The sequence below is a fragment of the Thermoactinomyces sp. CICC 10522 genome, from assembly GCF_016055075.1.
GTDB classification, from domain to species: Bacteria; Bacillota; Bacilli; order Thermoactinomycetales; family Thermoactinomycetaceae; genus Thermoactinomyces_A; species Thermoactinomyces_A daqus.
In genome coordinates, this window is record NZ_JAECVY010000001.1 from 340,832 (window position 1) to 364,767 (window position 23,936).

Genomic DNA, 23,936 nt, shown 5'->3' on the forward strand with positions numbered 1-23,936 from the left:
GAAATCAGTTGAAGGAGTGAAGGGAATGACGGGCGGAGCGTTGGGGGCTGTTTTGTTGGTCATCCTGATTGTTATTGTTTTATCGATTTTCTTCTCATTTGTACCGGTAATGCTCTGGATCAGCGCGATGGCATCGGGGGTTTATGTGGGACTCTCCACGCTGGTCGGGATGCGCCTTCGCCGGATTGTTCCTGCACGAATCGTAAATCCCTTGATCAAGGCGCGCAAAGCCGGCTTGCATGTTGATATTTCCCAATTGGAAACGCACTATCTGGCCGGAGGGAATGTGGACCGGGTTGTCGATGCCTTGATCGCCGCCCAGCGGGCTGATATCGATCTGATTTTTGAACGGGCCGCGGCAATTGACCTGGCTGGTCGGGATGTGCTCGAGGCCGTGCAGATGAGCGTCAATCCAAAAGTAATCGAGACACCGGAAGTCTCTGCTGTATGTAAAGACGGAATCGAGGTAAAAGTGATTGCCCGGGTAACGGTGCGTGCCAATATCGACCGTTTGGTGGGCGGAGCGGGAGAAGAAACGATTATTGCCCGTGTCGGAGAGGGAATTGTGACGACGAATGGTTCCGCTGACAGCCATAAGGATGTGTTGGAAAACCCGGATATGATCTCGGAAACCGTGCTCTCCAAAGGGCTGGATGCCGGAACCGCCTTTGAAATCCTCTCCATTGACATCGCTGACATTGACATCGGGAAAAATATCGGGGCGAAACTGCAGATCGACCAGGCGGAAGCGGATAAACGCATCGCTCAGGCGAAAGCCGAAGAACGGCGGGCAATGGCCGTGGCACTGGAGCAAGAGATGAAGGCAAAGGTGCAGGAGATGAGGGCTAAAGTGATCGAAGCGGAAGCCGAAGTGCCGCGCGCGTTGGCCGAGGCGCTCAAGTCCGGGAAAATGGGGTTCATGGATTATTACATGATGCAAAATATTGAAGCCGATACCAAAATGCGCCGCTCGCTGGGTGATGATGATCCGGAAGCGGATGCGGAAAATTAATCAGTCCCCGCTTCACCCAAGGGAGGTGGTTTCATGGAAATTCGCATCTCAGCGCAAAAGCTGCGGAGCGGATCGCTTCAGGCGGTGAGAACCGGCTTGGAACGGGGGCAAAGGCCGGGCAAAAGGATTGGCTCGCTCCGTGAAGGGATGCGGATGAGAGAGATTTTAGGTCCGCCCCGCGCATTGAAACCGTATCGTTTTTCGCTGTTCCGTTAAAATTAAAACAAATTGTACTCGGCTCGTGAAGAGATTTCACGAGTCTTTTTTATTATTCATGGAAACAACTGCGTTTATTAGATTTTGCTTCAAATTTCATACTAAAAACCAAAGGAGGTGAAAGGCATGGCACGTCGATCCAATTCCAATCGCCTGTTGGTGCCGGGAGCGGCTTTGGTTCTTAACCAATTTAAAGAAGAGATCGCGGCCGAGTTCGGTGTGAAATTGGGTTCGGATACGGCCGCGCGCGCCAACGGATCTGTCGGAGGAGAAATTACCAAACGCCTGATCGCTGCGGCTCAAAACGAAATGAAAACGGAATAAGATGGAAGACGGCGGCATAGTAGGTCTCTATGCCGCTTTTTGTGTCTGCTTCATAAATCGGCCTTTGGGCGCATAAGAGTGAAAAAAGAAGAAGATCGGATGGGAGAGGGCGGGAGCTGATGCGCAAATGGGTTTCGGATTGGTTGGACCTGCCGGCAGAAGTGACAGAAGAAGTTCCACGGATCGAGATGGTCGGCTCGCGGCGGCTCCAGATTGAAAACTATCTTGAAGTTGAAAAATTCAGCCCAACCGAATTGAAGCTGAAAGTGAAGGAAGGAACCCTGCAAATCAAGGGGGAGAAATTAAAGATCGCCGTCATTTATCAGGATGGTGTGCGGATTGAAGGCGAGATTCAGGAGTTGCGATATATGAAGTAAGGGGAGAAATGCGGTGGCAGTGATGGGTTATCCGGCATTAGTCAAAGGAAAAGTCCGTTTGGCCTGTACGGGGGAACGGGTTACCGGTTTGATCAATCAAACGGTACAGGCAGGCATACATCTGGAAGATATTCAATGGGTTCATGAGCAGAAGCTCCACCTTACCGTACCATTAACGCATTTTTTTTCGTTCGTTTCAATCGCCCGCAGGAACAAGGTGAGACTGAAAATAGTCAAAAAAGAAGGTGTGCCGTTTTTCATGCGCAAGCTGAAGCGGCGTAAAGCGTTTTTGCTCGGTGTCGCTCTTTTTATTCTGCTCACGCTCTCTCTTTCTTCATTTGTCTGGAGAGTGCAAATTGAGGGAAACGAGCAAATTCCGGAACGATATGTACAAGCCCTCTTAAAGAAGGAAGGGGTGTTTGTCGGGCAACTTAAGGGAAAACTACCGGAAGCGGAAGTTATCCAGCACGATTTGCTCATGCACCTTCCAAAGGCTTCGTGGGTAGGATTCCGCGTGGAAGGGACAAGGGTGATTGTCACGATTGTGGAGAAAAAAGAGCCGGAAACAAAAAAAGAGGAGAACCGGGACCCGGGGCCCGTAAACCTGGTCGCCAAAAAGAACGCGATGGTTTATGATTTGCGCGTCGAGAGGGGAAATCCGCTCGTTGAGGTCAATCAGGTGGTGAAAAAGGGACAGATCTTGGTCTCCGGCATTTACGGCGACCCGGAAAATCCGGATCATGGAAAAATCGTCGGTGCAAAAGGAAAAGTGATCGGGGAAGTCTGGTATGAATCCAATGTATCGGTTCCGCTTGTGCAGAAGCGGAAGGTGTATACGGGAGAGCGGGTGAAAAAGCTGTCGCCATATCTGTTTTCCATGATCATTCCCAACCCTTTTGCCGAAAAAGTCCCATTCAAAAAGGTGGAAACGATTCGCAAAATCCACTCCTGTTACTTGGGGAAATGGCGGCTCCCGTTCGGATTGGTCGAAGATGAGATTTTGGAGATGAAGTGGGTGAAGAAGGATCTGACTCCCGAGGATGCCGTGATGTTGGGAAAAATGCGCGCGAGGGAGGAACTTCAACAGAGATTGGGGGGCAACGGACGAATTTTGGAAGAAAAAATTTTGCACCAGCGCGTGGAGAATGGTAAAGTGAATTTGAAAGTGCACTTTGATGCCATTGAAAATATTGCAAGTATACAACCGATTCTGCAAGGAGAATGAGCCATTGCAAAATCAAGATCATTCGCTGAAAATTCGCTTGCGGGATGCCGCAGAAGCACTTAGTCTATTCGGGCCTCATGACGCCTATCTGAAGCAGATTGAAGCCAATACTTCCGCCAGGATCTTTTCGCGCGGCGAAGTGGTGATCATCACCGGAAGCGAGGAAGAACTGGAGATATTGGATCATCTGTTTCGTGTGCTGCTGTCCTTGATCAGGCAGGGAAAAACGATATCAGATCGCGATATTGTCTATGCCCACCGTCTGGCCAGACAGGGACAAGCAGACGAACTGCTCGAACTTTATCAGGAAGAGATCGGCACGACGCAAAAAGGGAAGGCGATTCGCGTTAAAACGCTCGGACAACGCCATTATGTGTCCGCCATCAAGAAGTCGGATATCGTCTTCGGAATCGGGCCGGCCGGTACTGGAAAAACCTTTCTCGCAGTCGTGTTGGCCGTATCTGCCCTGAAAGCGCACAGCGTGAAAAAGATCGTCCTTACACGTCCTGCTGTGGAAGCCGGGGAAAATTTGGGCTTTTTGCCCGGGGATTTGCAGGAAAAAGTGGATCCGTATCTTCGCCCGTTATATGACAGTCTCTACACCATGCTGGGAACGGAACAAGTGGCGAAGATGATGGAGCGCGGATTGATTGAGGTGGCTCCTCTGGCCTACATGCGGGGGCGGACATTGGAAGATTCCTTTGTCATTCTCGATGAAGCGCAAAATACGACCCCCGAGCAGATGAAGATGTTTTTGACCCGCCTCGGCTTTGGGTCTAAAATGGTGATTACCGGCGACGTGACCCAGGTGGATTTGCCCAGAGGCAAAAATTCGGGATTGAAAGAGGCTGAACGGATTTTAAAGGCAGTACCGGAGATTCAGTTTATCTATCTCGGACAGGAAGACGTTGTTCGTCATACGTTGGTGCAGAAAATTATTGATGCTTATGAACAGGATCGAGTAAAGGAATAAGCAGCAAGGAGTCGGTTCAAAGATGAAGGAGAAAAAGGAACCGTCATCCCAGCGGGAGAAAAAAGGGAAAAAGGTTGAGACCTGGAAAACGAGTTTTCGCATACACTTGCTCTTATACGCGATCATAGGGATCGCGTTCTATTTATTACTCTTAAAACATGTATTGCCCGAACAATACGTCATACGCGTGGGACAAGTCAGCCCGGCCACGATCGTTTCCCCCGTCACGAAGATCGATGAATATGCGACCGAAATGGCAAAAGAGCAGGCGGCGGAAAAGGTGGAACGCGTTTACACCAAGGATGACCGGGTTACCAATCAGCAGATTGACAAAATCGACCGCTTTTTCGCCGAAGTCAGAAAGGTGCTGACTGATCACACTTTGTCCGATGATGAAAAAAAGCAGAAAGTGAAACTGATTTTGGAAGAAACATTTTCCGATGCATTTTCCGATACCTTTTATGCGAACTTGCTGAAAATCTCTCCCGACGATCTGACGGCGATCCGGCTGAAGACGAGGGACATTGTGTTTGATATCCTGAACAAGGGAGTTCGCCAGGAGGAGCTGGAGAACAAAAGGGATTCGGTTGACCGCGTCCTGGTTACTACTTTGCTGGATCAGGACTCGTTGGACAATCGTTCCCGTTCGATTGTGCGCGAATTGGCCAAAAAGAGCATTGTTCCCAATGATTTTTTTGATCGGGAACGAACCACGGCTTTGCGTGAGGCAGCGAAAGATGCCGTGCAGCCCATTCCGATTCGAAAAGGGCAAATTATCATCGCTCTGGGTGAGGTCGTCACTCCGGATCAGTACAATAAACTGCAGGAACTGGGTCTTTTGCGCAAAGAGACTAATTTTTGGCCGCATTTAGGCTTGCTGCTCTTTATTTTCGTGGTGTTGGCTGCCATCTTTACCTATATTCGCAATTATAAGCCCCGGCTTTATAAAAATAATATGAATCTGCTTCTCCTGTTTTCAATTTTGCTGTTGACGGTGCTCGGGATGAAGATGGTGGCCATTGGGCAGAATTTGGAATGGAGTATGATCGGTTTTCTCGCGCCGGTCGGCTTCGGGGCGATGCTGATCACGCTGCTCCTCGATCTTCAGGTGGCCATGGTGTGCAACGTATTGCTCGCTGTTTTTGCCAGCATCTTTTTTAACGGGGATAATCATATTTTGTTTGATTTTCGCTTTGGTTTTACCGCGCTGGTCAGCGGTGCAGCCAGTGCCTTCGCTCTGACCGATGTCCGCAGGCGGAGCGGGATTTTACGGGCGGGACTGGTCGCCGCACTTTCCGTCAGTTTGGCCATCCTGGCCCTTTATATGATGTATCCTACGGAAGGAACGATGAACGAACTGTTTTTATCCATCGGGTTCGGCATGTTGGGCGGAATCTTTTCGGCCGTGCTGACGATCGGTTTTTTGCCGTTTTTTGAGACGGCTTTTGGCATCCTGTCACCCATGCGTTTGGTGGAACTGGGGAATCCCAACCAACCTCTGCTGAGGCAGCTGCTGATCAAATCCCCGGGTACATACCACCATTCCATCATTGTCGGAAATTTGTCGGAAGCAGCCGCGGAAGCGATCGGGGCAGACGGATTGCTGGCCCGGGTGGGGGCTTATTATCACGATATCGGCAAGACGAAACGGCCGCAGTTTTTTGTCGAGAACCAGCTGAACCGCTCCAATCCGCATGATAAAATTTCGCCGAATTTAAGCAAAACGATCATCATTTCCCACGCGCGGGACGGAGTGGAATTGTTAAAACAATACCGCATTCCGAAACCGATTCAGGATATTGCCGCCCAACACCACGGAACCACCTTGCTCAAATATTTTTATTATAAAGCGTTGAAACAAAATAGCGGGACCCAGGTGTTGGAGGAGGATTACCGTTATCCGGGACCCAAAGCTCAATTCAAGGAAGCGGCGATCGTGGGTATTTGCGATTGTGTGGAAGCAGCAGTTCGCTCCCTCGCCCGGCCCACCCCGTCCCGGATTGAAAACATGGTCAAGAAAATTGTGCAGGATCGCCTGGAGGACGGGCAATTTGATGAGTGTGATCTTACGTTCAAAGAGCTGGACATGATCACAAAGTCGATCTGTGAAACGTTGCAGGGCATTTTTCACTCCAGGATCGAATATCCGGAAGAACCTGTTAAAGTAAAAGGAGTAAAGCAAGGATGAATTTGCGTTTGGAACTGGGTATAGAATTAGAGGTGACGGAAGAGGAGAGAGAAGCGATCTCCTCGCTGGAAAAAGCGTTGCAGGCTGCCGCGGATTTTGAAGAGCTGCCGCCGGTTGAAGTGGCCGTAACCATTGTTGACAATGAAAAAATTCACCAGCTGAACCGGGAATACCGCGGGATCGACCGCCCGACCGATGTTTTGTCATTTCCGCTGTGGGAACCCGATGAAGAGTGGGTAATCGATGAAGAAGAAGAGGGAGTCATGCTGGGAGATATCGTGATTTCCCTGCCGAAGGCAAAAGAGCAGGCTGCGGAATACGGCCATACGCTTGCCCGTGAACTCGGTTTTTTGGCTGTGCACGGTTTTTTGCATCTCCTTGGCTATGATCATGAGACCGAGCAAGAAGAAAAAGAAATGTTTTCAAGACAGGAGGAGATTTTAAGCCGGATCGGTCTTCAGCGATAGAAGGGGGCTTCTTCTCATGTGGGTGACCAAATTGCTGCGCAGCTTTGTTTACGCTCTGGAAGGGCTAAAGTATACGGTCATTACGCAACGGAACATGCGCATCCATTTTCTCATTGCCCTCGCTGTCCTTTTTTTCGCCTTGTACCTCCCGATCAGCAAGTTGGAGGTACTTGTCGTGTTTATCACGATTATTCTGGTTTTATTTGCGGAGTTGATCAATACCGCTGTTGAAGCGGTGGTGGACATGGTGACGGAGGAATACCATCCGCTGGCCAAAATCGCGAAAGATGTGGCTGCGGGAGCGGTGCTGTTGACCGCCGGGCTTGCGGTGATTGTCGGAATCAGTGTCTTTTATCCGTATCTCGATAAACTGTTTACCCGCCTGACCGCGGGTACTTCTTATCCTGCCAACATCGGGCTGGCCGTGATCATCGTGTTCGACTTTTTCCTCACTCTGCTTTTAAAGGGTTGGTGCCACCGTGTCGAAAAGCATACATGGGAGCCGAGCATGACCTCTTCGATTTCACTCTGCATCTCAACTCTGCTGATTCTGGTAACGGGCAACCTGCATATTACGTTTTTGGTTCTGCTCCTGCTCATGATGCTGGTGGGCATGCGCCTTCGTTACCAGCCTCGGCGACTGTCCGTGGTGATCGGAGGCATTCTCGGCATTTTTGTGGCGACGATCGGTCTGCAGTTATTGTAAATGATTCCATCCTTTCTCTATAATAGAGGCACCCAGCCAAAAGAAGGAGCATGGAAAGATGAAAGAGTTGATTGAAGCAGCGAAACAAGCAAGGGAAATGGCTTATGTTCCCTATTCAAAATTTCGGGTGGGAGCGGCTGTATTGACCAAAGACGGAGAGATTATCCGGGGATGCAATGTGGAAAATGCTTCTTACGGATTGACGAACTGTGCTGAACGCACGGCCCTGTTTAAAGCGATTTCCGAAGGTTATCGCGAGTTTGCGGGGATTGCGGTCATCGCCGATACCGAGGGACCGGTTTCACCGTGCGGAGCATGCCGTCAGGTCATGGTTGAGTTATGCCCTCCCGATATGAAAGTATTTTTGTCCAACTTGAAAGGGGCGATTCAGGAAACGACGGTGGCCGATTTGCTGCCAGGAGCGTTTCAGAAAGGGGATTTAGATGCACAAGGATGATTTTCGTTCCGGATTTGTGGCGCTGATCGGGCGTCCAAACGTCGGAAAATCGACATTGATGAATCATTTAATCGGACAAAAAATCGCGATTATGTCAGATAAACCGCAAACGACGCGCAACAAGATCCATGGAGTTCTGACCAGAGAAGAAGGGCAGATTGTCTTTCTGGATACTCCGGGCATCCACAAACCCCGCTCCAAGCTGGGCGAATTCCTGGTACAAACAGCCCGGAATGCGTTGGATGAAGTCGATTTGATCCTGTTTCTGATCGATGCGGCAGAAGGAGAGGGGCCGGGCGACCGCTTTATCATGGAGAATTTGCAGGGAGTCGAAACGCCGGTCTTTCTGGTGGTCAACAAAATTGACCAGGTTCATCCGGATGATTTGCTGCCGCTCATCGACCGGTACCGCAACCAATTTTCGTTTGCCGAAGTGATTCCCATTTCCGCCCTCCAGGGCAATAATACATCGACACTGGTCGAGCAGATCTTTCGCTACTTGCCGGAGGGGCCGCAATATTACCCGGCTGACCAGATCACTGACCATCCCGAACGCTTCATCGTAGGCGAGTTGATTCGCGAGAAAGTGTTGGAACTGACCCGGGAGGAAGTGCCCCATTCGGTGGCGGTTGTGGTGGAAGAGATGAGCAAACGAGAGGAGAAAGACCTCATCGATGTGCGGGCCACCATCTACACGGAACGTCCGTCGCAAAAGGGAATCTTGATCGGCAAAAAAGGAGCACTGCTTAAAGAAGTGGGGAAACGGGCCCGGCTGGAGATTGAGCATTTGCTCGGAACCCGGATTTTTCTCGATTTGTGGGTCAAGGTAAAAAAAGACTGGCGCAATGAAGTGTTGATGCTGCGGCAGTTTGGTTATACGGAAGACGAGTGAACCGTACGGGAAATGATCATGACTTTTTCGATCCCGGAGGAATTCCCTGCGTGCCGAGTGTTGGACGCACACCGCCACCCGGCCCGTGAGAGCACGCAGGAACAACATCATGAGTGAAAGTCAATAACAGGGAGAATGCCAATTTTTCCATCTAATACTCCCCGCTGCTCTAGGTCATCCTAATGGTTGTAATGAGGAATAGAGAAAGGATGATGCTAGTTGCGAAATTTTGTCTGGAATTGTTTCCAAGTGACTGGCAGTATCGACGCTTACCTCTTGTTCAAGGAACTCCAAACACTGGAGGATGTTGCGGAAAGGGCGGAACAAGAGGAAGAAGGGGAGGAAAACTGCTGCTGAGAGGAAAGGGCGAATCTCATGTTGGTGAAAGTGGAAGGGATTGTCCTCAAAGCGAAAGATTACGGCGAAAGCCACCAAATTTTGACGCTGTTTACGAAAGAGCAGGGAAAACTGGCGGCGATGGCCCGCGGTTCCAAAAAAACAAAGAGTCGTTTCAGTGCAGTGACGGAGCCGTTTACAGAGGCGCAATTTGTCCTGTTTACGGGAGGGAGCGGGGTTGCCACCTTGTCGCAGGCCGATTCGCTCGATTCCCATCACCCGATTCGCTCCGATTTGCTGCTCACAGCCTATGGCGCCTATTGGCTTGATCTTTTGGATAAATGCACGGAAGAGAGAGAACCCCTGCCGCCGCTTCACCGATTGCTCAGCGCCCTGCTCAAACGTTTGGAAAAAGGAACCAATCCGGAGATTTTGACGCGGATTTTTGAACTCCGCATCTTGAAATTGGCCGGATATACGCCGGTATTGAATCATTGTGTCATCTGCCGCCGGGAACGCAGCCCTGTTCGCTTCAGTGTCCGTCAGGGCGGTTTTTTGTGTGAAGAATGCCAGGAACGCGATCCGGAGGCGATTCCGGTTTCAGCGGCAACGGGCAAAATTCTGCCGGTTTTGGAGCGCATCCCGGTGGAACGGTTGGGGGAAGTAAAGGTAAGACCGGAAACGGAAGCGCAATTGCAACAGATTGTCCGTTCCTTTATGCAGGAATATTTGCCGTTTCAGTCCAAATCCCTCAACTTGTTGGAACAGATTCGCGCAACTTGGATAAAATAAGCCAAACGATGGTTGACAAAGTCTGATTGATTTGCTATATCTGTAATTAACATTTTTTCAATATACAGCGCAATGAGAGAAAAGGAGTAACCAAAAGAGCCATGCATAGCGAGTCGGGGAGGGTGCAAGCCCGATCTTGGTGTTTGGTGAATGGCAGTTCTTGAGCGCGGATGAAGGTTTGAAGAAAAAGCGGGTCAGCACGCTGCATGCTGACCAAATAGGGTGGAACCGCGGGAGAACAACCTCTCGTCCCTATGGCATCGAATCGTGTCATAAGGGCGGGAGGTTTATTTAATTTGGGGAATTAATGGAGGTGGCTGCGATGAATATGCAAGAAATGATCAAGCGATTGCAAGATTTCTGGTCGGAACAGGGATGCATCCTCTGCCAGCCGTATGATGTGGAAAAAGGGGCAGGGACGTTAAACCCGATGACGTTTTTGCGCTCACTCGGCCCTGAACCGTGGAAAGCGGCCTATGTGGAGCCTTCGCGTCGCCCTGCTGACGGGCGTTACGGCGAGAATCCCAACCGCTTGTATCAGCACCATCAGTTCCAGGTGATTTTGAAACCGGCACCGGCCGACATTCAGGAAATTTATCTGAACAGTTTGCGCGCCCTGGGTGTGGACCCGTTGCAACATGACATCCGCTTCGTGGAAGACAACTGGGAAAACCCCACGTTTGGCGCGGCAGGCCTCGGTTGGGAAGTTTGGCTCGACGGGATGGAAGTGACGCAATTCACCTATTTCCAGCAAGTAGGGAGCCTGGATGTCGATCCTGTTTCGGTTGAATTGACATACGGGCTGGAGCGGTTGGCTTCCTATATCCAGGACAAAGAAAATGTGTTTGAATTGGAATGGGTTCCCGGAGTGCTGTACGGCGATGTATTCGGCCAGCCGGAATATGAGCATTCCAAATATACATTTGAAATTTCCGATCCGGATTGGCTGTTCCGGCAATTCGATGATTTTGAGCGGGAAGCCAAACGGGCATTGAGCGAAAACTTGGTATTTCCGGCTTATGATTTCGCTTTGAAATGTTCCCACACTTTTAACCTGCTGGATGCGCGCGGAGCGATCAGTGTGACGGAACGAACGGGCTACATCGGCCGCGTCCGCAATCTGGCACGCAAAATTGCCCGGGCGTACATCGAAGAGAGAGAAAAACTGGGCTTCCCATTGATGAACCGAAAGGGAGGGGAAGAGAATGAATAAGCGAGACCTGCTGGTGGAGATTGGTTGTGAGGAAATTCCCGCCCGCTTTGTCGGCGATGCAGTCAGGCAACTTGGCCAAAAGCTGGCCGATTGGCTCAATGAACAGAGGATCTCATATGAGACGTACCATACCTATGCCACACCGCGCCGCTTGGCTGTGCACGTTCACGGAGTGGCCGAACGGCAAGCAGATCTCTATGAAGAAGTAAAAGGGCCCGCCGAGCGGATTGCCAAAACCCCGGATGGAAGCTGGAGCAAAGCAGCGGAGGGGTTTGCGCGCAAACAGGGAGTGGCGGTCGACGACCTCGTGTTTAAAGAGATCAAGGGAGAAAATTATGTATTTGCCAAAGTGCACCATGAAGGGGCAGACACCGTACGCCAATTGCAGGAAGGGTTGCCGGAGGTGCTTCAAGCGTTGCATTTCCCCAAAACGATGCGCTGGCAGGGGCGTACCCGGTTTATCCGCCCGGTTCGCTGGTTGGTTTGCCTCTTCGATGACGCGGTTGTACCGGTTGAGTGGGCAGGGTTGACAGCCGGACGCAAGACGCGTGGACACCGCTTTTTGGGGCATGAGATTGAGATCACCCATGCGGCGGAATACGTGAATGCGTTGAAACAGCAATATGTGTTGGTTGACGCGACCGAACGGCGCGAGCTCATTTTGCAGCAACTGCGCCAATTGCAGGAACAACGGGGTTGGGTTATTCCGGTTGACCCCGGTCTGCTCGAGGAAGTCACTTATCTGGTGGAATACCCGACAGCGCTGTATGGAACGTTTAACGAAGAATTTTTGACGCTTCCCAAGGAAGTGCTGATCACCACCATGCGGGAACACCAGCGCTATTTTCCCGTAGAAGATGCGGACGGGCATTTGCTCCCTTATTTTGTGACGGTGCGCAACGGCGATGACCGTTATCTGCAAACAGTGGTCAAAGGGAACGAGAAGGTGCTCCGCGCCCGCTTGGCCGATGCGCGTTTCTTCTATGAAGAAGACTTGAAACAGCCGATCGGGCAAGCGGTTGCCAAACTGGAACAGATCGTTTACCAAGAGAATTTGGGCAGTGTCGGAGACCGGATTCGGCGGATGGCAAATCTTGCATCGGCCATCGGTGAGCGCTTGAACCTTGAGCAGAAAGAGTTGCAGCAATTAAGCCGTGCGGCCCAAATCGCCAAATTTGACCTGGCCACGCAAATGGTTGGAGAATTCCCCGAATTGGAAGGTTTCATGGGAAGAACGTATGCGCGGAAAGAAGGGGAAGAGGAGGCGGTTGCCGAAGCGATCTTTGAACATCACTTGCCCCGATTCGCCGGCGATAAACTGCCGCAAACAAAAATCGGAGGGATCCTGGCCCTTGCCGATAAACTGGATGCGATTTGTTCAAGCTTTGGCATCGGCATTCAGCCGACCGGTTCGCAGGATCCATACGGATTGCGGCGCAAAGCGGCAGGAATTGTGCAAATTTTGCTGTCTCCGGCATACCGTTCGTTGTCGTTGGATGAACTGTTGGAGCTTTCTCTGGAACAATTGGAGCAAGCAGGCCTGCTAAAACAGGATAGGGCTGGTGTGAAAAAGGATCTGACGGAGTTCTTTTCCCTGCGCATCAAAACGGTGCTTCAGGAAGAGGGAATCCGCTATGATGTCATCGATGCCGTCATTGCTTCCGGCATTTCCCATCCGGCAGAAGTGCTGGAAAAAGCCGGAGTGCTGATGGATCAGCTTTCGCGCGAATCGTTCAAACAGGAAGTTGAAGGGTTTACGCGCGTTGCCAATCTCGCAGCCAAAGCAGATGGCGCAGAATTGAACAAAGAGGCGCTCACGGAACCGGCAGAACAGGCTTTACTTCGGGCGTTTGAAGAAGCGGAAGCACTATGGGAGCGTGCGGCCGAGCAAAAGGATCCGGCGGCTCTCTACAGTGCGCTTGCCCATATGGTTCCGGAAATTCACCGCTTTTTTGATGAGATCATGGTAATGGTCGATGATCCGGCAGTCCGCTTTAACCGGTTGGCCCTGCTTGCCGGGATTATGCGGTTGACCAGGAGATTCGCTTCCTTTGAATATCTGGTATTTGCTTAAAACGATCAGCGCATGTCGTCCACGGGGATGATATGCGCTTTTCTTTTCAGAGGCCCGTCTGGACTATTTCCAGGGAAATCGTTATTCACAAAAACCGCTTGCAGTCAGTCGGGATTCATGTCATGGTAAAATTATCCCCTTCCTCTGCGTAGGGGCTTTTTTACGATCTAGTCAGGAAAGCGAGGCACCATGATGGGAGAGAAAAAGAAAAGCAAAAGCGAACTACATTTAAACAGTGCAGTTGAGGGAGAATTGCGCACATTTCTGCAAAAGTCTTTTCTGGAAGCAGCAAAGCTGTACCAAAGCCTGACCGGGAGGATTCCCTCTCTGGAAGAGTGGGAGCGCATGATTGCCCTGGGTTTCCAAGGGATGGAAGAAAAAGTGATCGCTGATTTGACCGGGTATCAGATCACGGAAGGAAAATTGAAGAAGAAAAAGCTGACGAAGCAGGCTGAATGGAGACCGGGCGATGTGGTGGCCATTCCACTGCTCGGGAAAAAAGTTTATGGTTATGGCATGATCGTTCGGGGCGGGAAACAGGATGAGGATTTATATTTGGAATATTACTCGTTATTCAGCAAAAAGAAATGGACGCTTACCGAGTTCAAAAACAAAGAGAAAACGATATTATGGACTCTTTGCACAGACCGGGCGCCTTTAGCCACACGAGAATGGAAAAGGGTCGGCCATGTTGCTTTTGATGAAAAAAGCTATCAGCTGCCTGATTTTTTTGGCTTTGATGAAACCTTTTTCGGAAACAGCAAGCTTTATTACATAAGCAAAGGGATAGCCAACAATCGCGAGGCCAGAGTTTACGGTGTGACCAGGGAAGAAGCGGAAGCTGTGAAAAACCCCGATGGCACACAGAGTGCAGAACAAATTGAAGAGTGGCTGTATGAAGCTTTTTTGGGGATGCAGCAGTGAATCCCGAATAACAGGAACCAATTTTATGATTGATTGATCCGTTGCAGGAATATCCCTGCAACGGATCAATGACGTTTAGTGTGGGGGAATAACAGGTTGCTCCTTTTCCGGCTGAGGGAAATCGCGGAAATGATGAAACGCCGGTTCCGTCTCCGCAAAGAAACGGGATTGATCTTCGGGAGAGACATAGCCTAACTGGATTCCCGTAGCTTTGGCGATAAAAGGATCAATCGTGCATAAATCCGATTTGGACAAGTCGGCGACAGCCGTTTTGCCCAACGATAGGATGACCAATTCCATTTCCCGGACCACGGCGTTCAGATACCGTACCAAGTTTCGTGCCGCCTGCTCGACATCCAGTTGATCCGTCTTTTTGCCTGTGTAAACGAGCAGGCTGGTTGGCGGTTCAAAGGGAAGTGCTTTTACCATTTGCTCGCTCGCCAGTGCCATTAAAGCCGCCGTTCCGATATAAACGCTGTCTGCGCCCAGGGCGAGTGCCTTCAACATTTGACCCGGAGTGACCAACCCTCCGGTGGCAATCAGGCTGATCTTGCGTGTGGCTCCTTTTCGCGCCAGGAAATCCGAAGCTCTGGTGATGGCGAAGAGAGTGGGCAAACCGACATCATCCTGCAACGTGGGAACTCCCCCATGCGTTCCCCCCTCCGCACCATCGATCGTGATAAAGTCGACTCCTGCCTCGACAGCAATCTGCAATTCTTTTTCCAAGTGATGCGTAGCGGCGATTTTCAAACCGACAGGTACACCGGTCTCCTCGCGCAACCTTCTCACCAGCCGGATGAAGTCTTCTTTGGAATTGACACCGGGTAGCCGTGAGTGGATTCGTGCATCTTCCCCCGGTCGCAAACCAAACACTTCCCTGTAATCTTCCCCGATATTATGCGCGGCGGTACGTTGCGGGGCCGAACCCTGAGCCCCCTGCCCCAACTGGATCTCCACCGCATCCAGAAGCTTGTATTTTTCGGGCTGATTCATCCAACCGCCCCGATTGTACTGACCGATAAACAGATTGGCCGCTTCCCGTTCTTCTTTCATGAGTCCCGCTTCCCCTGAGTTGGTCGCTGTCCCGACCATAGTGGCTGCTTTGGCGAGCGCGATTTTGGCCGGTTTGCTCAGTGCTCCTCCAAACGACATGGCGGCGATCATGATCGGAATGGAGATGGTCATCGGTTTTTTGGCGCGGGGGCCGATGGTCACCGAAGTGTTGATTCCGACATTTTCAGGGGTGGGGAAGCGGAAGAGATGGACGGGATTAAACAGGATTTTCTCCCACGGGGACAAGTGTATCGGGCTGCCCAACGGACGGGAAACCGGAGTGCCCTGATTTGCCCTCATGGCGATTTCCATCAGATTGGTGACCCCCACTTTTGTCGTGGCGGGAACCATTTCAAACAGGTTTTCGATGTACTGATCCCGAATGGTCCGGAGAATCGCCTGATCGATTGTTTCGTTGATCGTGGCCCGAATCCATCGTTCAATGAATTTCAGCATGATCCGTATGCTCCTTGGGTCCCACGCGGTCGATCCCGTTTTTGAGGCTTTCCACCTTTTGTGCCATCGCCAGGCACATTTGCCTGATGGTCCCCAGCTGACGGGCCGCATGTTGCTCTTCCACGGCAATGTCGACCAACTCACGATGATCATAGTTGGTGAGTTTGCCGTAGTGTTCTTGTTCAATCGTGGCCAATGTTCCCGCCATCGTTTCAATGCGGTTCAGTTCAGAGTGTAGATAGGAAAGAGTGTGTTTTAAGTCTTGATTGCTTTTCATCATGTGTTTTACACCTGCCTGTATGATTGTAGGTTATTAGAGGGTGTGGGTTGATCGGGAATGATTTGTTTTGATAGCTTCCCTTGCGATCGGGATAAAATATCGCCGAGGCAGAATAAGAGCTGCGAACTTCTTTTGTTAGGATGATCGCAAAACAAAAATTCCATTCAAAGCAGGATGTGAAACGGGCTCTTTCTCCCGAAGAAAATTTACGGTGGTAATTCGCTCGTCGATTAGTATATACTATATGTGGATATCAAAATAAAAGTATGTCACAATTAACTACATCCCCGTGATCTGGAGGTGCGATTGAAATCGAACTTTCGAAACGTCAGGAAAAAATCCTTGAAATCGTAAAAGCGGAGGGGCCCATCACTGGTGAATCGATTGCTGAAAAGCTGAATCTGACCCGTGCAACCCTGCGACCGGATCTGGCGATCCTGACGATGGCCGGCTTATTGGAGGCGCGTCCGCGCGTTGGCTATTTTTATTCGGGAAAAACAGCAAATCAGTTGATGGGTGAACATGTTCGCAATCTCTACGTCAGAGATTACAAATCGATGCCGGTTGTTGTGCAGGAGGATACTTCTGTTTACGACGCGATTTGCAGCATGTTCTTGGAAGATGTGGGTTCCCTTTACGTAATCAAAAAAGAAGGGCAGCTGGCGGGGGTCATTTCCAGAAAGGATTTGTTGCAGGCGGCCATGGGAAAACAGGATCTGCACACAATGCCGGTGGGGGTGGTCATGACCCGGATGCCCAACATCATCACCTGCCAGCCGGATGACACCCTGTTTGAAGCTGCACTGTCAATGATGCGGCACGAGGTGGATTCGCTGCCCGTGGTCAGACCCTTCGCCGACAGGCCCGGTGAATGGGAAGTAATCGGGCGCATCAGCAAAACAACACTGGTCAAAGTTTTTGTGGAACTCGGACAACCATAGAAACAAACCTGAAGGAGGGGAAACCCATTTTCATGAACAATCAACCCATTGTTTACGTCATCTCCGATTCGGTCGGGGAGACGGCTGAACTTGTTGTAAAAGCTGCTTCCAGCCAGTTTAGTTGCGGTGACATTGAAATTCGCCGTGTCCCCTATGCCACTGATCGCGAAACGATTATCGAGACAGTACAGGCAGCAAAAGAAGAACATGCGATGATCGCCTTTACCTTGGTTATTCATGAGCTGCGTCAGCTGCTGATTGAAGAGGCGGAGCGCAAGCAGGTGATCTATGTCGATATTATGGGCCCGATGCTGGAGGGAATGTCCCGTTTGTACCAGCTTACCCCGAAAATGGAACCGGGCTTGATTCATAAATTGGACGAAGAGTATTTCCGCAAGGTTGAAGCGATTGAGTTTGCCGTGAAATATGATGACGGAAAAGACCCGAGGGGACTTTTAAGTGCCGATGTTGTGCTGGTGGGGGTATCACGTACATCAAAGACGCCGCTGTCGATGTATTTGGCGCATAAACGATACAAAGTAGCCAATGTGCCCTTGGTTCCCGAGGTTGAACCGCCGGAGGAGTTGTATCGTGTGCCTGTTCACCGCCTGATCGGGTTAACGATCGATCCGAACCAGCTCAATAATATTCGCCGCGAACGGCTGAAAGCGCTCGGGCTCGCCTCCGGCGCCAATTATGCCAGCATGGAGCGGATTTTGTATGAACTGGAGTATTCCGAAAAGGTGATCCGCCGTCTGGGTTGCCCGATGATCGATGTTTCCAATAAAGCGGTTGAGGAAACGGCGAATATCATCCTGGATATCTTAAAAAGAGGAGGAAACAGGCATGCGTGAGAAATGGGTGGTTCATTTTCATGAAGGAAATGCGGGCATGAAGGATTTACTGGGAGGAAAAGGGGCCAATCTGGCGGAGATGACCCGGGCCGGCCTCCCGGTTCCTCCCGGGTTTACCATTACAACAGACGCCTGTCGCTTCTATATGAACAACGGGGGAATGTTGCCGGACGGTTTGTGGGAGCAAGTGAAGGAAGCCTTGCAACACCTGGAGAGGGAGAGCGGAAAAAGATTTGGGGATCCTGATTCACCGTTGCTCGTTTCCGTTCGCTCGGGGGCAAAATTCTCCATGCCCGGGATGATGGATACGATTTTAAACCTGGGGCTGAACGACCGTACCGTCGAAGGGCTGTCGAGTGCCACCGGTAATCCCCGCTTCGCTTACGATTGTTACCGCCGCTTTATTCAGATGTTTGGAGATGTCGTGCTGGAGATTCCCCATTATCTGTTTGAAAAGATCATCAATGAGCGGAAAGAGAAAGCCAAAGTTCAATATGATACGGAATTGGAGGCGGCCGACTGGAAAGAAGTGACGTCTCGATTTAAACAGCTGATTTTACGGCAAACGGGAAAGCGCTTTCCGGAAGATCCGATGGAGCAGTTGCATCAGGCTGCCGAGGCCGTATTTAAATCATGGAATAATGCCCGGGCAAAGGTTTATCGCAAAATGAACAAGATTCCGGATACGCTGGGAACCGCCGTCAACGTTCAGATGATGGTGTTCGGCAATATGGGAGAGGATTCGGGAACTGGTGTGGCCTTTACACGAAATCCTTCTTCCGGGGACAAGGAGCTTTACGGCGAGTTTTTGCTTAACGCCCAGGGAGAAGATGTCGTGGCGGGAATTCGCACACCCCAGCCCATCCGCGTTTTGCAGGAGAAAATGCCGGAGATTGATCAAGAACTGAAGAGGATCTGCCAGGAACTGGAGCGATATTATCAGGACATGCAGGACATCGAATTTACCATTGAGCGGGGAAAACTGTATATTCTGCAAACCAGGGCCGGAAAGCGCACAGCGCAGGCTGCGGTGAAAATCGCCGTCGATCTGGCGTATGAGGGGATTATCGACCGGGATGAAGCGCTTCTCCGCATCGCACCGGAACAACTGGATCAAATGTTGCACCGCCGGATTGATCCCAATGCGCCCAAGGAGGTGCTGGCGAAGGGGCTTCCCGCTTCCCCCGGTGCGGCTTCCGGAAAAATCGTATTTGACGCGGATCAGGCAGAGCAGTTGGCAGGTAAAGGGGAAAAGGTGATCCTGGTTCGTCCGGAAACGACGCCGGAAGATATTCACGGGATTTTGGCGGCTCAGGGAATTCTGACGACACGGGGTGGAATGACCAGCCATGCTGCCGTGGTTGCCCGTGGCATGGGGAAAGCCTGTGTTTGCGGATTGGAACAATTAAAAATCGACCTGCGCCTGAAGGAAGCAGTGCTCGGGGAAATTCGGCTCAAGGAAGGCGATTTCATTTCCATCGATGGAAGCACGGGACAGGTGATTCGGGGAGAAGTTCCGCTGATCGATCCGGAGTTGTCCGCCGAATTCCGGGAGTTGTTAAATTGGGCTGATGAGCGGCGCGTTCTGGGCGTGAGAGCCAATGCGGACAATCCTGTCGACGCAGGGAAAGCGCGGCAGCTGGGTGCGGAAGGAATCGGTTTGTGCCGGACGGAGCACATGTTCATGGAGGCGGAACGGGTTCCGATCGTCCAGGAAATGATTTTGGCGGAGACGTTTGCCGAAAGGGAGCGGGCACTTGCCAAACTGCTTCCCATGCAGAAAGAAGATTTTAAAGGAATCTTTCGCGAAATGGACGGTTTGCCGGTAACAATCCGGTTGCTTGATCCCCCGTTGCATGAATTTTTGCCGAACAGTGAGGAATTGATCGTTGAACTGACCAAAATGCAAATGCAAGGCAGAGACAAGGAAGAAGAATACCTTGAAAAGGAAAAATTGCTGAAAAAAGTTCGGGCGCTCAGCGAATTTAATCCGATGCTCGGTCACCGCGGATGCCGTTTGGGGCTCACTCATCCGGAAATCTACGAAATGCAGGTAAAGGCAATATTCCTTGCCGCCGACGAATGTCGGAGGGAAGGAATTAACGTGATGCCGGAAATCATGATTCCGCTCGTCGGGCATGTGAACGAATTAAAACGGATGCGGGAGCTGGTCGAACGCGTGGCGGCGGAAACGGTAAAAGAGGGAGAAGCGATTTCCTATTCCGTCGGGACGATGATCGAAGTGCCGCGTGCTGCGCTGACAGCGGATGAGATCGCAACGGAAGCCGATTTCTTCTCGTTCGGCACCAACGATCTGACCCAGACGACATTTGGCTTCAGCCGTGATGATGCGGAAGGGAAATTTTTGCACGGGTATGTGGAAAATAAAATTCTGGCGGATAATCCTTTTGTCACGCTGGATCGGAAAGGCGTCGGCCAGTTGGTCCGCCTGGGCGTGGAAAAAGGGCGTTCGGTCAAACCGGAATTGAAAGTCGGCATTTGCGGGGAACACGGCGGGGAGAAAAACTCCATTCAATTTTGCCATGAAGCCGGCCTTCAGTATGTGAGCTGTTCGCCGTTCCGGGTGCCGCTCGCGCGGTTGGCAGCAGCACAAGCGGCAATATCCGTTAAAAAGGAACAAAAACAAAAAAATTGACAGAGATTCCCTTAAAATGCCCAGCCAGATCCTGGGCATTTTTTATTGAAATAATTCTTTGATCGAAGTAAGATAAATTGTTAAGAAAACATACTGGGCAGGCTCGACATTTTTTTCGTTTTCTTCTATTGTAAAAAAAGGTTAACAGAAGGAGAAGCTATTTTTTTGTAGAATAGGAGGATAAGGAAATGAACGAACTTTAATATCTATATATTACCAGTGGCGGGAGCGAAAAAATCGGAAGGACTTTGCCGAATGGTGGCGAATGATAACATTCGTTCCGCGTTTCTGGAAGAGTTTGATCAGGAGTCATACCATGGTCTGGGGTAGAAAGCAGTGGTTTTTATGGGAGGAAGAATCCCTGACGAATTGATTGACCAAGTGAGGCAGCATTTTGATATTGTCGATCTCGTCCAACAATATGTTCAGCTCAAAAAAAGCGGAAGAAATTATTTTGGATTATGTCCGTTTCATTCCGAAAAATCCCCTTCCTTTTCAGTTTCGCCGGACAAGCAGATTTTTTATTGTTTTGGCTGTGGAGCGGGCGGGGATTGCATAAAATTTATTATGGAGATTGAACAGCTCACATTTGCCGAAGCGATCAGGCATTTGGCAGATCAAGCCGGCATTCACATACCGGATACGGACGCCGATCCTGGTGATCCGGAAGAGGATGAACGCCAGCAGATGCGCAAAGCCTTGGACTTGGCAGCGAAGCTTTATCATCACATCTTGGTGGCAACCGAGTATGGAAAAGCAGCAAGACAATATTTGCGCCGGCGAAATGTCTCTCCGGAAGCAATTGCCGAGTTTCAGCTCGGGTATGCACCTCCTTCTTATCAATTTCTTCTTCCATTTCTTAAAAAAAGAGGGTTTCATGAAGAACTGCTCGAAAAAGCAGGGTTAATCACCTCACGGGACAAAGGATCGAAGAAAAGGTATTTTGATCTCTTCCGTGACCGGATCATGTTTCCCATCCACGATTCGCAGGGAAAAGTGATCGCGTTTGGCGGTCGCCTGCTTGGTGATGGACGTCCAAAATACTTAAACAGTCCGGAGTCACCGTTATTTCATAAAAGGAATCATTTATTTAATCTTCATCGTTCACGTTCTCACATGAGAAAAGAAGCGTCTGTCCTTTTGTTTGAAGGGTATATGGATGTCATTACTGCTTGGCAGGCGGGGATTTGCAACACCGTAGCCACCCTGGGGACATCATTGACCGATGCCCATGCGCGCTTGATCAAGCGAAACACCGATACGGTTTATATCTGCTATGACGCGGACAACGCGGGACAGAATGCCGCGGTACGCGGTCTTGATGTGCTGAAAGGGAGTGAAGTGACCGTCAAGGTGGCGCAGATGCCTGTCGGACTTGATCCCGATGATTACATCAGGCAATTTGGGGGTACAGCCTTTAAAGAGGAAATCTTGGCTGCCTCGTTGTCATTAACTGCGTTTAAACTGGAAAGTCTAAAGAAAAATTATGATCTTAAGGACGAAGACCAGCGGATGAAGTATTTGGCTGAAGCTATTGATGCGATTGCCGAACTGCCGCTGGCCATCGAACAGGATCACTACCTGCGCCGTTTGTCCGAAGAGTTTCAGCTGTCGCTGGAGGCCCTGAAGGAAGAGAGAAGAAAGGCGCGAACGCGAAAAAAGAGAGAGGCCAGAAGGGATAAAGAGGGAACCAAGTGGAATAATGGGTATCGAGAGGTTAGCAAACATTTGCTCGGTAGTGGTGGTCCGGCATCGGTTGCCGAAAAATCCGAGATGTTTCTTATAGCCCATATGATCCGAAGCAAATCTGTTACCGAATGGGTGAAAAATCATTTGGGAGCAGACTTTTATAATGAAATTTACGCAGCGCTGGCTGCTTATCTATATGCTTATTATGACCAAGGAAATCCCGAAAACCCTGGCCGTTTTATAAGTTCTCTCGAGGATGAGAGCCTGTCTTCAAAAGCGAGCGAACTGGCTATGCTCGAGTTACCGGAGGAGATTGCGGAGGATGCGCTTCTGGATTATGTCCGGCATGTGAAAATGGCTCCTCTTCTTAAAGAGATCGAAGAAAAAGAGAAAATGGTTGAACAATTATCGCGTGCTGATGAACCCGTCAAAGCCGCCCAGTTGTCCTTGGAAATTTTGCAGCTCAGAAAGCAGTTGCAAATGCGGATGAAGTAAGCGAGTTCATCAGAAAGGAGGAAGACGAATTTGGCAAAGGAACAAAATGTGGATACCGAGTTGGAATTAACTCTGGACCAAGTGAAAGAGCAACTGGTCGAACTTGGGAAAAAACAAGGGGTTCTCACATATAAGCTGATTATGGAAAAAATGGCTCCATTTGAGCAGGATTCCCAGCATATCGATGAGTTTTTTGAACATCTGAGCGATCAGGGAATTGAAGTGATTAACGAGGACAACGACGATGAGTTTGAAGATGCGGATGATGTCGACGTAGAAGCCGAGGATTATCTGGAAGAGGATTTGACCCCTCCCCCGGGGGTTAAAATCAATGACCCCGTTCGGATGTACCTGAAAGAGATCGGCCGTGTTCCCCTGTTGACGGCGGAAGAAGAAGTGGAGTTGGCCAAACGGATCGAACAGGGGGATGAAGAAGCGAAGAGAAGGCTGGCTGAGGCAAACCTGCGCCTGGTTGTCAGCATCGCCAAACGCTATGTCGGGCGTGGCATGTTGTTCCTGGATTTGATTCAGGAGGGCAATATGGGTTTGATCAAAGCCGTTGAGAAGTTCGATTACCGCAAAGGATACAAATTCAGCACATACGCAACCTGGTGGATTCGCCAGGCGATCACCCGCGCCATTGCCGATCAGGCCAGGACGATTCGGATTCCCGTTCATATGGTGGAAACCATCAATAAATTGATACGTGTTTCCAGGCAGTTGCTTCAGGAGTTGGGACGAGAGCCGTCTCCCGAAGAAATTGCGGAAGAGATGGGGCTCAGCCCGGAAAAAGTGCGTGAGATCATGAAAATCGCCCAAGAGCCTGTTTCTCTGGAAACGCCGATCGGTGAAGAGGACGACTCTCACCTGGGGGATTTCATTCCGGATGACGATGCACAAGCTCCTGCGGATGCCGCAGCTTACGAACTGCTGAAAGAGCAGTTGAAAGAAGTGCTGGACACTCTCTCGGAACGGGAAGAAAACGTCTTGCGCCTGCGTTTCGGGCTGGATGACGGACGTACCCGGACTCTCGAAGAGGTAGGAAAAGTTTTTGGTGTTACACGGGAACGGATTCGCCAGATTGAAGCCAAGGCTTTACGGAAACTGCGCCACCCGAGTCGCAGCAAACGGCTTAAAGATTTCCTTGAATAACTCTCTCCCGCAAACTGGGCACCCACACGGATTGGGTGCTTTTTTGTTTTTTGTTGATTAAATTTTATCCCTTTTCAATCCCCAATGCAAATAAGTTTCGGACAATTTTTGTTTAATTTGGCAGGCATCCAACTGACTTTTAAAAATTCTTGAAGTAATAAAACAAGTCAACCTATAATGAAAA

The 23,936-nt window shown here is 50.3% G+C and carries 23 protein-coding genes; 21 read left to right on the top strand and 2 right to left on the bottom strand.

Annotated features, from left to right (window positions below; translation table 11 throughout):
* The first annotated feature begins 25 nt into the window (after positions 1-25).
* From floA to I8U18_RS01840, 16 genes are all read left to right on the top strand, one after another.
* A complete protein-coding gene (gene floA, locus I8U18_RS01765; protein ID WP_033101736.1) occupies positions 26-1,012 on the top strand; it encodes a flotillin-like protein FloA in 987 nt (328 codons plus the stop codon).
* A gap of 33 nt (positions 1,013-1,045) precedes the next feature.
* Positions 1,046-1,228 (top strand): hypothetical protein, encoded by a 183-nt coding sequence (locus I8U18_RS01770; RefSeq protein WP_033101735.1) that lies wholly within the window; start codon positions 1,046-1,048, stop codon positions 1,226-1,228.
* 126 nt (positions 1,229-1,354) lie between these two features.
* On the top strand, positions 1,355-1,552 hold the full coding sequence (locus tag I8U18_RS01775) for an alpha/beta-type small acid-soluble spore protein (protein WP_033101734.1): 198 nt from the start codon (positions 1,355-1,357) through the stop codon (positions 1,550-1,552).
* Positions 1,553-1,671: 119 nt separating this feature from the next.
* Complete coding sequence (gene yqfC, locus I8U18_RS01780; RefSeq protein ID WP_033101733.1) at positions 1,672-1,929, top strand: sporulation protein YqfC; 258 nt, start codon at positions 1,672-1,674, stop codon at positions 1,927-1,929.
* Positions 1,930-1,951: 22 nt separating this feature from the next.
* Positions 1,952-3,154, top strand: coding sequence for a sporulation protein YqfD (gene yqfD / locus I8U18_RS01785; RefSeq protein WP_232330942.1), 1,203 nt, complete (start codon positions 1,952-1,954; stop codon positions 3,152-3,154).
* A 4-nt stretch (positions 3,155-3,158) separates the two neighbouring features.
* Positions 3,159-4,127, top strand: a complete 969-nt coding sequence (locus I8U18_RS01790; protein WP_033101731.1) for a PhoH family protein — start codon at positions 3,159-3,161, stop codon at positions 4,125-4,127.
* Positions 4,128-4,149: 22 nt separating this feature from the next.
* Positions 4,150-6,315 carry an HD family phosphohydrolase gene (locus I8U18_RS01795; RefSeq protein WP_198055307.1) on the top strand — a complete coding sequence of 722 codons (2,166 nt, stop codon included), beginning with the start codon at positions 4,150-4,152 and terminating at the stop codon, positions 6,313-6,315.
* Positions 6,316-6,317: 2 nt separating this feature from the next.
* Positions 6,318-6,782 (top strand): rRNA maturation RNase YbeY, encoded by a 465-nt coding sequence (gene ybeY, locus I8U18_RS01800; RefSeq protein ID WP_370589220.1) that lies wholly within the window; start codon positions 6,318-6,320, stop codon positions 6,780-6,782.
* Between the two features lie 16 nt (positions 6,783-6,798).
* Positions 6,799-7,488 carry a diacylglycerol kinase family protein gene (locus I8U18_RS01805; protein WP_198055309.1) on the top strand — a complete coding sequence of 230 codons (690 nt, stop codon included), beginning with the start codon at positions 6,799-6,801 and terminating at the stop codon, positions 7,486-7,488.
* A gap of 22 nt (positions 7,489-7,510) precedes the next feature.
* Positions 7,511-7,945, top strand: coding sequence for a cytidine deaminase (locus I8U18_RS01810; RefSeq protein WP_268745629.1), 435 nt, complete (start codon positions 7,511-7,513; stop codon positions 7,943-7,945).
* Complete coding sequence (gene era / locus I8U18_RS01815) at positions 7,932-8,837, top strand: GTPase Era (RefSeq protein ID WP_033101727.1); 906 nt, start codon at positions 7,932-7,934, stop codon at positions 8,835-8,837. The genes I8U18_RS01810 and era overlap by 14 nt, the downstream gene beginning before the upstream one ends.
* A 219-nt stretch (positions 8,838-9,056) precedes the next feature.
* On the top strand, positions 9,057-9,194 hold the full coding sequence (locus I8U18_RS01820) for a YqzL family protein (RefSeq protein ID WP_081943948.1): 138 nt from the start codon (positions 9,057-9,059) through the stop codon (positions 9,192-9,194).
* 18 nt (positions 9,195-9,212) lie between these two features.
* Entirely contained in the window at positions 9,213-9,965 is a 753-nt protein-coding gene (gene recO, locus I8U18_RS01825) for a DNA repair protein RecO (protein WP_198055310.1), read from the top strand.
* 322 nt (positions 9,966-10,287) lie between these two features.
* On the top strand, positions 10,288-11,178 hold the full coding sequence (glyQ, locus tag I8U18_RS01830) for a glycine--tRNA ligase subunit alpha (RefSeq protein WP_033101725.1): 891 nt from the start codon (positions 10,288-10,290) through the stop codon (positions 11,176-11,178).
* A complete protein-coding gene (glyS, locus tag I8U18_RS01835) occupies positions 11,171-13,252 on the top strand; it encodes a glycine--tRNA ligase subunit beta (protein WP_198064429.1) in 2,082 nt (693 codons plus the stop codon). Before glyQ ends, glyS begins: the two co-directional genes overlap by 8 nt.
* Before the next feature lie 192 nt (positions 13,253-13,444).
* Positions 13,445-14,176, top strand: coding sequence for an Imm26 family immunity protein (locus I8U18_RS01840; protein ID WP_198055312.1), 732 nt, complete (start codon positions 13,445-13,447; stop codon positions 14,174-14,176).
* 75 nt (positions 14,177-14,251) lie between these two features.
* Here the strand turns inward: I8U18_RS01840 and I8U18_RS01845 are convergent, their stop codons facing one another.
* Together I8U18_RS01845 and I8U18_RS01850 are read right to left on the bottom strand one after the other, a co-directional pair.
* A complete protein-coding gene (locus I8U18_RS01845) occupies positions 14,252-15,685 on the bottom strand; it encodes an FMN-binding glutamate synthase family protein (protein ID WP_033101817.1) in 1,434 nt (477 codons plus the stop codon).
* Positions 15,669-15,965 (bottom strand): hypothetical protein, encoded by a 297-nt coding sequence (locus I8U18_RS01850; RefSeq protein WP_033101722.1) that lies wholly within the window; start codon positions 15,963-15,965, stop codon positions 15,669-15,671. Before I8U18_RS01850 ends, I8U18_RS01845 begins: the two co-directional genes overlap by 17 nt.
* 305 nt (positions 15,966-16,270) lie before the next feature.
* Here I8U18_RS01850 and ccpN point away from each other — a divergent pair, with 305 nt between their 5' ends.
* The 5 genes from ccpN to rpoD all read left to right on the top strand — a co-directional run bounded on the left by ccpN (position 16,271) and on the right by rpoD (position 23,752).
* Complete coding sequence (gene ccpN / locus I8U18_RS01855; RefSeq protein WP_033101721.1) at positions 16,271-16,906, top strand: transcriptional regulator CcpN; 636 nt, start codon at positions 16,271-16,273, stop codon at positions 16,904-16,906.
* A gap of 32 nt (positions 16,907-16,938) precedes the next feature.
* A complete protein-coding gene (locus I8U18_RS01860; RefSeq protein WP_033101720.1) occupies positions 16,939-17,760 on the top strand; it encodes a pyruvate, water dikinase regulatory protein in 822 nt (273 codons plus the stop codon).
* Positions 17,753-20,416: a pyruvate, phosphate dikinase gene (gene ppdK / locus I8U18_RS01865; protein WP_198055314.1), complete on the top strand. Its 2,664-nt coding sequence runs from the start codon at positions 17,753-17,755 to the stop codon at positions 20,414-20,416. The genes I8U18_RS01860 and ppdK overlap by 8 nt, the downstream gene beginning before the upstream one ends.
* A 345-nt stretch (positions 20,417-20,761) precedes the next feature.
* Positions 20,762-22,600: a DNA primase gene (gene dnaG / locus I8U18_RS01870; RefSeq protein WP_198055315.1), complete on the top strand. Its 1,839-nt coding sequence runs from the start codon at positions 20,762-20,764 to the stop codon at positions 22,598-22,600.
* A 30-nt stretch (positions 22,601-22,630) separates the two neighbouring features.
* Complete coding sequence (gene rpoD, locus I8U18_RS01875) at positions 22,631-23,752, top strand: RNA polymerase sigma factor RpoD (protein ID WP_033101718.1); 1,122 nt, start codon at positions 22,631-22,633, stop codon at positions 23,750-23,752.
* Positions 23,753-23,936: the final 184 nt, after the last annotated feature.